Raw genomic sequence first — 11,719 nt, forward strand, 5'->3', positions numbered from 1 at the left:
GTCTCATCTTTAATCAGTAGCGCTTTAAACTTCTCATAGTCGTCGGCATGATCTTGGACAAACACTCCAAGCAACAATTCAACCGACTCTGCATCGCCATCGAGTGTTTCGAGCATCTCTTCAATATCAATCGCTGGTTTCGAATCCGTCACGCTTGCAACGTGTCGCTCAGCTGTTGGCGTCTCAATCGTATTTAGTTGATTTTCAATGTTCATATTCTGTTGCTGTTGTTGCTGTAGATAGTCTGATGGCTCGTTCACTACCGTTTCTGGTACTTCTTGTTTAGTCTCGTGCTGCTCGGTTGCCAAAGGAGAAGAATCACCGCTGCTTTCTGAAAACAGCTCCGCATCCTTATCAGAGAATTGAACAACCTTTTCTTCGCTAGGTTCAGGAGAGGTATTCTGGTCAGCTGAAAATTGCGAAGAGGCCTTTCTCGCGCTCCAAACAATCAAAGCGACCATAGCAGCCAAGCTCAGACCTAACATTGCGACCAGCAAATTAAACTGGCGCTCATGATATTCTGACTCTAACTTAATGATCTGCTTGTTCACCGAGTTCTGCTTAATCTTATCGACTAAGAAATTCAGTTGTGCGTAATCTACGAGCAATGCGGAAGCATCAGCCAGTAGTTGTTGAATCGCGTCTTGCTCTGGCGTTTTCAACTTGTAAGATTTCTCGAGAATAGAATCAAAAGCTCGGTAAGTCGCCGATGAGCTTTGGCTGTCTGAGTACATCGCCTCAAACACCACTACACCAAATTCATTTAGCAACGGTTTTAACTTGGGAGATAACTGCTTGTCTGCACGTAAAAGCTTGATGTTATCGACAATCTCTTGAACCTGACTTTCGATTGGAATGAACTCATCAAATTTGTCCAAGAACTGGTCTGCGACATAAAGCAGTTGGTTTACGTCAGGTCGAAAAAGTGCGTTTTGGAAGTCGGATTCGATCTGAAGTCGAATCGAATATACTAATTGAGCATCAAGAGCTAACTCATTGATGCGTGAGACGCGAAGTGGTTCCGAGAAATAGAGTGACTGTCTTAATTCGTTAACGCGAATACCTAGCTCTTCAATTTGAGCAAGAGAGTTTGTGTAGGAACGGCTTAGGTTGAGAAGTGCCAATGAAGGAAGTAGCCACAGAACCAAAATCACAACTAAGAAAGTGGCTGGTTTATTAAAGCGAGTGGGCTTTGCTACTGATTGTTCCATCTATATTCCTTGTGCGTGTTAACTTGAAGCCATTATTGCTATGGCGAAGACACAAAGCACAAAAACAAGCGACAGCATCCTACTGCCGCTTACCTATTCACTTCGTACTATGACTTATTACGAGTCAGTTGGTCACGTAAGTTTGGCGGTGTGCCTTTAATCGTTAGTGTATCTGTCTCCGGATCATAGAAGATACGCTCGCCTAGAAGCAGACTATCAAAACTAACATTCAAACCGCCACCAGCACCAACAAATTTTGTTAGTTTACGCATAGTTGCGCGATCTGCAGGGAAGCTGTCTTCTAACTCGTAGCCTTGCTCACTAGTATAGTCAAAGAAGCTGGTGCCATCTGTGCTTGCTGGTAATTCGCCAGACAGTTCACGCACTTGAACCTCATCACCCGCTTTTAACTGCTCGTTACAGTAATCAGCAACCTGCTTTTTGTAGCTGATAGCTTCCTCTTTCTCTAATTTAGAATCAGAAACAAAATCTTCTACCGCTTGCATCAGCACCTGGTTTTGCAGTTTTGCATCCAGACCTACTTCCGCTTGAAGAAAATCTAAGAAGAAGTCGGCCACTTTACGACCAACACGTCCTTTAATATACGTTAGGTAACGGTTTGACTCTTTGTCTGTCTCGTAAGTAGAAAGATCTAAGCGAGCTGCGATGTCCATTTTAGAGATATCTAAGTAGTCAGTCGCACTGATATCTAGCCCTTCTGTTACCTTCAAGCTTTGGTTTGAAGGCAGTAGACCAATGAAAAGGTAGTCAGTTGCAAGTGACTGATATTCAGCCATTACCAAGGTGCCTTCATCAGCAAATGGGTATTTTGAAAGCTCGTCTTTTAGACGTTGCGCACTCTTTTGAGAAAAATCGTAAAAGTTTGTCTCACTAGCACGAAGTTGATGCAACCACTGTTGGAATTCGCTGTCAGATTTGAAAGAACCAAACCCTTTGCCTGCTTTTGAGTTAAAAACACGATGAAGTTCAGCAACTAGGCTTTCAGAAGAAGCATCGTTTTCTAGAGATTCAGCACGATAGTTAACAATCAGTTCTTCCTGATCGTTCTTGCTCAGCTGATGTAAAATTACGTTGGAAAGGTGAAGGCTCATAGTGAAAATATTACCGTTCAGGTTTCAGTTGTCGTGCATAGTAGGTTATCATAAGCCGCTTTTACTATCATTATTAGAGTCCTTATGCCGATTATATCTAAATACACAGATGAACAAGTTGAAAAAATCCTAGCTGAAGTAGGTGCTGTACTATCTAAGCACAAAGCTTCACCAGAACTTTCACTGATGATCGCTGGAAATATCGCAACCAATGTCTTAAATCAGAACGTTGCTGCTTCACAACGCAAAGGAATTGCTGAAAAATTTGCCGAGGCTTTAATTTCTTCTCTTGAAGATAAAAAGTCTCACTAAATTTGATTGACGGATAAAAGAATTATAAATGGTAGACAGCGCAAACTCATATAGCGATCGTGTATCTCGACTGGTTGGTTGGGGTCACTGGTTTGCATTTTTCAACATCATTGCTGCGATGTTGATTGGTACTCGTTATATCACTCAATCTGCTTGGCCAGAAACCCTGCTGGGTCAATTCTACTTGGCTGCTTCATGGGTTGGTCATTTCGGCTTTTTGGTATTTGCGCTCTATCTATTAGTGCTGTTCCCGCTCACATTTATTCTTCCGTCTAGGAAGTTATTACGTTTGGTTGCCGTTTGCTTTGCGACCATAGGTTTAACTGTCCTGTTGATTGATACTCAAACGTATCAAAATATAAACCTCCACCTGACGCCTGTCGTGTGGGAGGTTTTATTCAGTGGAGAGGAATCTGCATTTACGTCTGATTTGCAGCACCTCTTCATTGTTATGCCGCTTATTTTCTTATTGCAGCTTGGCCTATCTGAATGGGTTTGGCGTAAGCAGCGTAAACTTTCTCATAAACACATCGGTCGTCCAATTACCGCCGTCTTCTTCTTGTGTTTCATCAGTAGCCACCTGACTTACATGTGGGCTGATGCGTACTTCTATAACCCAATTACGAGCCAAAAAGCGAACTTCCCACTGTCTTACCCAATGACAGCGAAAAGCTTTATGGAGAAACATGGTCTGTTAGACCGTGAAGAATATCTAGAGCGTTTAGAAGCGAACAAAGGCAATGTAAACCTTGTTAGCTACCCGCTAGAAGAAATTCAGTACAACCGCCGCAGTGATGATTTGAACATCCTGATGGTGAGCGTGAATAACCTGCGCGCAGATGCTCTTAACGAAACATCAATGCCAAGCAGCTACGCATTCGCACAACAGTCGATCAATTTCACCAACCATTACAGTTCTAGCAACGACATGTTTGGTATTTTTGGCTTGTTCTACGGCCTTCCTAGCAGCTACGCAAGCAGTATTGAAGCTCAAGGTGCGAGTTCAGTTCTGTTGGATGTATTAGATAACCACAATTACAAGTTTGCTGCATTCAGCGGTGACAACTTTGACGATGCACTTTACTCGGACATCATCTTCCGAGGCCGTAAAATCATGTCAGAGCAAGCGACGTTTAATGACCACAGTGCAATCCAAGCCTGGTCAAACTGGGTGGAATCACCGAAAGCTAAACGTCCTTGGTTCAACTTTATTGAGCTAACAACATTGGACAACTTTGCAAGCTCAGAAGCAGAGTCAGACTCAGCGTTAACAACCGCAGAACGTTTTGCTGCTGATTACCAAAAGTCAGCTCAAGCAGCGGACGCACAACTTGCAACCATCTACGCTGAGTTGGAACGCTTAGACCTTATCGATAATACGGTAGTTATCATTACCTCTAATCACGGTACTGAGTTTAACGAAACCAAGACTAACAGCTGGGGTGCAAACTCTAACTACAGCCGTTATCAGCTGCAGGTTCCTCTGTTTATCAGCTGGCCAGGTAAATCAGCGTCTGAGTACACTCATCGCTCTAGCCACTTAGATATTTCAGTAACACTAATGCAAGAGCTACTGGGTGTATCTTCAAACCCAACTGACTTTAGCAGCGGCCGCAGCTTGTTTGATGAGCGTAAGAGAAAATGGGTGCTTGCGGGTGATTCTCGTGAGTTAGCACTTGTGACAGATAAGCAAACTACGGTGTTAGATAAGTTTGGTAACTACAAGCTGTACGACCAAGATTACCAACGACTAAAGAATGTAAGCCCTCGCTTACCAGTACTTATGCAAGGTCTCACTGAATTACAGCGATTCTACGCAAAAAATGATTAAATGATCATCAAACGAAGAAGGGAAGCCAATGGCTTCCCTTTTTTATTGCCGTTAATGCCTAGAAAACAAGCAACAGAACAAATTTATGTAAATTAGGGGTTTACAAGATCCTCGTGCCCTTATATCATTCACGCCACTGGAGGGATGGCTGAGTGGTCGAAAGCACCGGTCTTGAAAACCGGCAACCGTTAATAGCGGTTCTAGGGTTCAAATCCCTATCCCTCCACCACATTAGAGAAAGCCGCTGAGAAATCAGCGGCTTTTTTGCATCTGGGGTTACGACTTCTCTTTACGCTTTCCCCTCAGACTAAGTAAACCTAAGTAGCCGTTAATAACGTAGACTCCCGGTTATCTCACCTTCCCCCCTTTGTCACCTAGCCGAGCTTCAACCAAAGACTCCAGTTATTATCTATCTAGTTCACGACTCTCGTGATTCATGCAGTTCTTTAGCGTTCGCTTTTAACTTTTAGTTATCCGTCTTTAATTGTTGGTTACGATAAAACATCAGAAAAGCGCACAATAAATGGCCATTCAATACAAAAATATCGAAAAGCGTTCATAAATAAAGCAGTCAGTTAATAAGGGTATTTACAAGCCAAAGCCACCCTTATATTATACGCGGCATCGGAGGGATGGCTGAGTGGTCGAAAGCACCGGTCTTGAAAACCGGCAACCGTTAATAGCGGTTCTAGGGTTCAAATCCCTATCCCTCCACCACATTAAAGAAAGCCGCTGAGAAATCAGCGGCTTTTTTGTATCTGAAGAAAACCTAACTTAGAAGGTTAACTATTCACTGCTAGTGCTGCTTTAAAAAGCTGCATGTGAATCGGTACCAAATCTTGGTGCTGGGTACGATAACCTCCCCCAACAACGCACGCCATCGGGATAGACTCTGATTTTGCTAAGTTAATCATGAAGCAATCTCGTTCAAAGATCCCTTGTGTCGATACATTCAAGTAACCCAACTCGTCATCTTGGTGGATATCGACACCTGCATCATAAATGATCAAATCAGGTTGGTGATGCGCAATCGCCAGCTTAGTCACTTGCTCAAAACAACGCAGAAACTCTTCATCTTCCGTTTCGCGACTTAATGGCACATCCAGATCCGATAATGGCTTTCTTGCAGGGAAGTTTTTATCGCAGTGGAAAGACAGAGTAATAATCTCATCGCTCTCTTGGCAGAGTGTCGCCGTACCATCGCCATGGTGTACGTCACTGTCTACGATCAGCACCTTATCAACCTGTTCAAAGGTAAGTGCATGCTTCGCTGCCAACACCAGATCATTCAACAAACAAAATCCGCTGCCGAAATCATGGTGCGCGTGGTGATAGCCTCCGCTCAAGTGAATGGCTAAACCACTCTCAATGGCCATGTCAGCTGCTAAGCAGGTTCCGCCGCTTGAATAGAGCGTCCTTTCAATCAACTGTTCGCTCCACGGAAAACCAATGCGTCTCATCTTCGCCGCTGGCAAACTCCCAGAAACAAGCAAATCGACATAGTCACTGTCGTGAACCTGTTTGACTTGTTCTACCGACACAGGCTTTGGTTCAAACACTTCAAACATACTCTTCCAGAGTGGATCGCTATCCATTAGCGCCTCAACCGTGCTATGTAACAACTGGTATTTGTTGATTGGGTAACGGTGACCTTCAGGTAAAGGCAGCTGCGAATAAATTGGGTGGTAAATTAAGGGAATCATAATCGAGTTAATTGCTTATCTTTCTCAAAATCATAACAGCATCAGGCTTGGCGACAACCCAAATTAATGATAACAGTTATCATTATCTTTAAGTATGTTCAGAGAAAGTAATGAAAAACCTAATACTTACCCTTGGGGTGATCTGTGGCTCGGCAACAGCAGTAATGATTTTTGTCGGAATGCTAATGGCCAGTTGGTGGGCCGTTGATTTTCTGGTGTTAAGCCATCAAACTTAACTAATTGAACTGAAAAGGAATCACCATGAGCGTTATTTTTATCACTGGAGCAAACCGAGGCATTGGTTTAAGCCTTGCTCAACAATACCTTAAGGACAATCACACCGTTTACGCTACCTATCGTGATACTTCATCGGCACATGAGTTACTGGCACTCGCAGAACATTACAGCAACTTAACCTGCATTCAACTAGACATCACTGATTACCAAGCCACCAGCAGACTACCAGCTCAGATACAGCACATTGATATTCTGATTAACAATGCTGGCTATTACGGTCCTAAAGGTTACGGACTGGGTAACACCAACGTAGAAGAGTGGCGACGCGTTTTTGAGGTCAACACTATTGCGCCATTGAAGCTAGTTGAAACACTTCTCCCTATGCTAGAAGCCAGTGACGTGAAAAAGATAGCTTGCTTGTCTTCTCGAGTTGGCAGCATGTCAGAAAACACTTCTGGCGGAGGCTACATCTATCGCTCTTCTAAAGCGGCCCTCAACTCGATTGTAAAAAGTTTAAGCAACGATCTAACTAGCAACGGCTTCACGGTATTGGCAATGCACCCAGGTTGGGTACAGACAGAAATGGGTGGTCCCAATGCCCTTATTGATACAGACACTTCAGCGTCTGGTCTTATTAAAGTCATCGAATCTGCCAACACTGAAGTAAGTGGTCACTTCTTCAATTTCGACGGCAGTGAAATAGACTGGTAGGTAACCCATGAATCTTCGCCTTCTTACAAACTTCGTACAACGCTCACCACTGCTTTTAATCACCGTGGTGCTCGGAGGGTGTTTTGGGGAAGGTCCTGGAGACTTGTTCGATGACTATCAAACCAAGGTGGCCAGAGTGCAAGATGCTGAAGAGCTCAAACAAGACTGGGAGTTTGAGGGGTTGCCAAGAAAGCGAGAGTTATTGCTAAACGTCCCCTCTGTTTCTATTGGGCTCATCGACAGCTATCAACTTCGCCAATGTGGACTTTTCAACCTGATTGCTGAGCGTAACTCGGTGCTCGGAAAAGTCGCGGACGAGTTCCGCAATTACGATTACCAAGTCGCTCTACTCGAAGGTGTAGGCAAGTGCTTATCGAGTGATGAGCTAGACCCAGAAATCATCGAACTCTTGAGAGGGATCGAGCAACAGAAGCTCGCTCAGTTTCCGCTCCATCAATGGAACTTGATTTATGCTAGCGATGCCATGCAGTCACAGCTGCGCGGTAGTCAGTGGCTACGTCATGATATTGCTCAACAAGTAAGACAGACGAGCGACGCCTTGGAGCATCTTAACCATTCGTTAAATACACCACTTGTTTCGGGCAAAACCACAGAGGTGCAAGAGGTGTTAGAGAAGAGCTCTACCCTTGGGGATCTGTATTATTCGCTTGCTCGTGCGTCGGTTGAACTCGATACCATCACCAAGCAACTCACTACTTTTGATGCCAATATCATCTGCGGAAAACAACGAGACACCACTAAGTTCCGTTACCTCAACAACGTATTCGAGCAACAATACATTGGCAAGGTACAACCTTACATGGCGCAACTGGATGGCTACTATCAACAGCTCGCTCCGCAGCTGGCAATATTTGATGCTCAGCCAGAACTGCACAGCTACTACTTCCCCATCCAAGACACGCACCAAGCCTTTCGTGCATCAACGCGTCGCCATGTTGAGTATTGGCAACAGTTATTTAAGCGCTGTGGGCGTAAAGTCGGACGCTAACTGGAACACTTGCAAACGCTAGCTTTAAGATCCTTTTTTAGCTGAAGCGCCTTTCTTGGCATAGGTACCTTTCTTGGCATAAGACTTCTTCGTACCGCCACCTTTGCGACGTTTAAAAGCGGGTCTCTCAACTTTAGGGAGATGACGAAGCGATTCCGGCACTTCCCCTGTTTTCACTCGCCCCATTAGGCCATCAATCTTGCTTTCCAGCGCTTGCATGAAAGGTTGATACGCTTGGTTACGCTCGGCCATGCCCTGTAACTGGTGTTCCCAGTGTGCTGTCATGTCCGGAAAGGTCGAATCCTCAGGTAGGGCATGAATCAAACCTCTACCTGCAGGGCTACTATGAATACTCTTACCTTGGCGCGTTAGCAGTTGCCTTTTGAAAAGCGTATCCAGAATGCCCGCACGAGTCGCCTCTGTTCCAAGACCATCAGTCTCTTTCAAAATAGCTTTCAGGTCCTTGTTCGCGACAAAACGCGCGATACCTGTCATCGCTTGAAGCAATGTCGCTTCCGTGAAATGCTTTGGTGGTTCGGTTTTCTTGTCTCCAATGACACCTTCGCGGCAGGTCAACACCGTTCCTTTATCGAGCGGTGGAACCGTATCAGTACCATCGCTTTTCTCTTCGGTGTCTGTTTTACCCATCAACACCTTCCAACCCGGGTTGATAAGCTGACGCCCTTTCGCAATGAACACACCACCAGCGATATCAAAAACCAATTTAGCATCCGCAAACACAGCCGGTGGGTAGAACTGCATCAGATACTGGCGAGCAATTTGTTGATAGATTTTCATCTCATTGGCAGACAAACCATTCACCGATGATTTCTTCGGTGTTGGGATGATTGCGTGGTGAGCATCAACCTTACTGTCGTTCCATGCTTTTGATTTCAGTGAGAGGTCTGCGCCTTGCGCACCACTTTGTAGCTCTTTCGCATTATTGGCGATGGCATCTACAATCGATTCTCGCTGAGAGTAGTGCTCTTTAGGAAGGTAGCGGCTATCGGAGCGTGGGTAAGTGATAAGCTTGTGCTTCTCATATAAAGACTGACAGGTGTCCAACACCTGCTGAGCACTCATGCCAAAACGTTTGGAGGCATCAATCTGCAAGGCAGACAGAGAGTAAGGAAGTGGCGCTGCTTGTTTACTTTGCTTTTGCTCTGACTCTGTGACAGTTGCAGGTTGGTTTGCGATTCTCTGAGCGACGTTTTCAACCAACTTTCGGTTGAGTACACGGCCTTCTTCGTCTTGCCACGGCTTACAGGCTTCACTTGGTTTCCAGCGAGCACGAATATCAAAACTCTGTCCGTTATTTTGGTAAGGAATCAAGGCATGCAGAGTGAAGTAATCTTTAGGAATGAAGTTTTCAATCTCTTCATCACGTCTCACCACCAAACCAAGTACTGGTGTCTGCACACGCCCTACCGACAGCACGCCTTGGTAACCGGCTTTTTGACCCAGCAAGGTATAAGCGCGAGTCATATTCATACCATACAGCCAATCAGCTCTTGAACGTGCCAATGCTGACACAGAAAGAGGGATAAAGTCGCGATTGCTGCGCATTTGAGAGAGTGCACGTTTTACAGCAGGTAAGTTTAAGTCGCTGATAAGCAACCTTTCCATCGACTCTTTCTTGGCTTTAGAGACTTTGCAGTAATCGATCACTTCATCAACCAAAAGCTGACCTTCTCGATCTGGGTCTCCGGCGTGAACAATTTGAGTGGCGTCCTTCAATAGCTTTCGGATCACCGTGAGCTGTTTGCTTGAAGTCTTGCGTGGTCTTAGCTGCCATTGCTCTGGCACGATAGGAAGATCGGCCAAGTTCCATTTCTTGTAACGATCGTCATAAGCGTCTGGCTCAACCTGCTCCAATAAGTGTCCAATACACCAAGTGACTACATCACCGTTACCACATTTGATGAACCCTTGGTCTTTCTTCTGTGGATTTGGCAGTGCAGCAGCGATCGCGCGGCCGAGGCTTGGTTTTTCAGCAATAATAAGGCGAGACATGTTTTTCCAGATGCTACAAACAATTAGGGCCACATTATCTAATGTGGCCCCTAGAAATCAAGAAAAACTGGTTGTTTATACAGTTAGCATTCCACTATTCAGCTTCAGTGCTCTTTATAGGAACTCAACAAACTTAGAGAAGTCGCGCTCTGGTACTTTCATTGGTGTACAGCCCGGCGTACCTAGGTATAGGAAACCAACAATTTCGTCGTCGCCTTCTAGACCAAATGCTTGATGAACTTCTGGGTGGAACATCCATTTACCTGAGCGCCAAAAGCCTTGGAAACCTTGAGCGACAGCCGCCATTTGCATTGCTTGCGCCGCACAACCTGCAGAAAGATGTTGTTCAATCGCTGGTACTTTCTCGTGCTCGGTTACTTTCGCGATGACAGTAATTACCATAGGAGCACGGAACGGCGCCTTTTTCACTTTCTCAATCACCGCTTCTTCGCTTTCTTCCGCTTCAGCAGCACGAACCAAGATGTCAGATAGCTTCTGTAGCCCTGAACCTTGTGCGATAACAAAGCGCCATGGTGTTAGTGCACCGTGGTCAGGAGCTCGTAAGCCCGCTTTGATGATGTTTTCTAACGCGACACCTTCAGGTGCCGGATCAGAGAGTTTTGCGATAGAGCGTCGGTTGAGCAGTAGATCCAAAGCATCCATTTGAAGTCCTTACTATTTCTTTATTATTTGTATACTTGAACTTTAGCACAGAATACAAACGATAATAAATCTCAACGACTCCCCAAATAGACTAGGTTAGACACAATAAAGGCTCCTAAATCTACGACTTAGGAGCCTTGTTCAAACATCTATTTCAGTAGCTTAGCTAACTGGCTCTATAACTTAATCGCTAGTTCAACACCTTGACGGATAGCGCGCACAGCATCTAGCTCACCAGCATAATCAGCACCACCAATCACGTGTAGTTTGCCACCGAACTCTTGCCACATATCTTCGAATGGTCTCACCGATACTTGACCTGCACACACGATAACGGAATCGGCATCTAATACCTGATCTTGTTTACCAACACTGATATGCAAACCTTGGTCGTCAATCTTGTTGTAGCTCACGCCACCAAGTAAGTTCACACCGCGTTTTTCTAGTGTGCGTTTGTGAATCCAGCCTGTAGTTTTGCCCGGGCCTTTACCAACACGACCCGCTTTACGCTGCATAACCCAAACCGTTTTGTCACTGAATGAATCCGGGTAAGGATACAGGCCACCTGGGTGTTCCATATTCTTATCGATGCCCCACTCATGTAGCCAATCGTCTAAACTGTGTGACGTCGGCTCGGTGAGCATGGTTGCCACATCGACACCGATACCACCAGCACCAACAATCGCGACCTTTTCACCTACAGGTGTCTTTTCGCGAATCAAGGTTTGATAATCGACCACGTTCTCGTGATCAATACCTTCAATATTCAATTTTCTTGGCTCAACACCCGCAGCCATCACCACTTCATCGTACTTAAGTAGCATCTCAAACGTAGCTTCAGTATCCAGTTTCAGGTTCACGCCCGATGCATCGATTTGGTTAGCAAAATAACGAATCGTTTCTCTGAATTCTTCTTT

11 protein-coding genes and 2 tRNA genes are annotated in these 11,719 nt (G+C 45.1%); 7 read left to right on the plus strand and 6 right to left on the minus strand.

Features of this window, described 5'->3' with window-relative positions:
* Both BCT81_RS21025 and yejK read right to left on the minus strand, forming a co-directional pair.
* On the minus strand, window positions 1–1,211 hold a 1,211-nt coding region (locus tag BCT81_RS21025), incomplete at its 3' end, for a hypothetical protein (RefSeq protein ID WP_102425711.1).
* Between the two features lie 107 nt (window positions 1,212–1,318).
* Window positions 1,319–2,323 carry a nucleoid-associated protein YejK gene (gene yejK / locus BCT81_RS21030; protein ID WP_102425712.1) on the minus strand — a complete coding sequence of 335 codons (1,005 nt, stop codon included), beginning with the start codon at window positions 2,321–2,323 and terminating at the stop codon, window positions 1,319–1,321.
* An 84-nt stretch (window positions 2,324–2,407) separates the two neighbouring features.
* Here yejK and BCT81_RS21035 point away from each other — a divergent pair, with 84 nt between their 5' ends.
* From BCT81_RS21035 to BCT81_RS21050, 4 genes are all read left to right on the plus strand, one after another.
* Window positions 2,408–2,635 carry a YejL family protein gene (locus tag BCT81_RS21035; RefSeq protein ID WP_004740674.1) on the plus strand — a complete coding sequence of 76 codons (228 nt, stop codon included), beginning with the start codon at window positions 2,408–2,410 and terminating at the stop codon, window positions 2,633–2,635.
* Between the two features lie 28 nt (window positions 2,636–2,663).
* A complete protein-coding gene (locus BCT81_RS21040) occupies window positions 2,664–4,466 on the plus strand; it encodes a DUF3413 domain-containing protein (RefSeq protein WP_004740673.1) in 1,803 nt (600 codons plus the stop codon).
* Between the two features lie 138 nt (window positions 4,467–4,604).
* Window positions 4,605–4,695: transfer RNA gene (locus BCT81_RS21045), tRNA-Ser, on the plus strand.
* Between the two features lie 397 nt (window positions 4,696–5,092).
* A tRNA-Ser gene (locus BCT81_RS21050) sits at window positions 5,093–5,183 on the plus strand.
* Between the two features lie 65 nt (window positions 5,184–5,248).
* Here the strand turns inward: BCT81_RS21050 and BCT81_RS21055 are convergent.
* Window positions 5,249–6,169: a histone deacetylase gene (locus tag BCT81_RS21055; protein ID WP_102425713.1), complete on the minus strand. Its 921-nt coding sequence runs from the start codon at window positions 6,167–6,169 to the stop codon at window positions 5,249–5,251.
* A gap of 110 nt (window positions 6,170–6,279) precedes the next feature.
* Here BCT81_RS21055 and BCT81_RS29950 point away from each other — a divergent pair, with 110 nt between their 5' ends.
* From BCT81_RS29950 to BCT81_RS21065, 3 genes are read left to right on the plus strand one after another with little or no spacing between them, the layout of a single operon-like run.
* Complete coding sequence (locus BCT81_RS29950) at window positions 6,280–6,405, plus strand: hypothetical protein (protein WP_258099341.1); 126 nt, start codon at window positions 6,280–6,282, stop codon at window positions 6,403–6,405.
* A 25-nt stretch (window positions 6,406–6,430) separates the two neighbouring features.
* Window positions 6,431–7,117, plus strand: a complete 687-nt coding sequence (locus tag BCT81_RS21060) for an SDR family oxidoreductase (RefSeq protein WP_102425714.1) — start codon at window positions 6,431–6,433, stop codon at window positions 7,115–7,117.
* A 7-nt stretch (window positions 7,118–7,124) separates the two neighbouring features.
* Entirely contained in the window at window positions 7,125–8,126 is a 1,002-nt protein-coding gene (locus tag BCT81_RS21065; RefSeq protein WP_102425715.1) for a DUF3080 domain-containing protein, read from the plus strand.
* 24 nt (window positions 8,127–8,150) lie between these two features.
* Here the strand turns inward: BCT81_RS21065 and BCT81_RS21070 are convergent, their stop codons facing one another.
* From BCT81_RS21070 to BCT81_RS21080, 3 genes are all read right to left on the minus strand, one after another.
* A complete protein-coding gene (locus BCT81_RS21070; protein ID WP_102425716.1) occupies window positions 8,151–10,139 on the minus strand; it encodes a DNA topoisomerase III in 1,989 nt (662 codons plus the stop codon).
* A 114-nt stretch (window positions 10,140–10,253) separates the two neighbouring features.
* Complete coding sequence (locus BCT81_RS21075; protein ID WP_004740667.1) at window positions 10,254–10,802, minus strand: NAD(P)H nitroreductase; 549 nt, start codon at window positions 10,800–10,802, stop codon at window positions 10,254–10,256.
* 176 nt (window positions 10,803–10,978) lie between these two features.
* Window positions 10,979–11,719, minus strand: a 741-nt coding sequence (locus BCT81_RS21080) for an FAD-dependent oxidoreductase (protein ID WP_198596935.1), incomplete at its 5' end; no start/stop codon positions are given.

The sequence above is a fragment of the Vibrio sp. 10N.261.52.A1 genome (assembly GCF_002876325.1).
GTDB lineage: Bacteria > Pseudomonadota > Gammaproteobacteria > Enterobacterales > Vibrionaceae > Vibrio > Vibrio chagasii.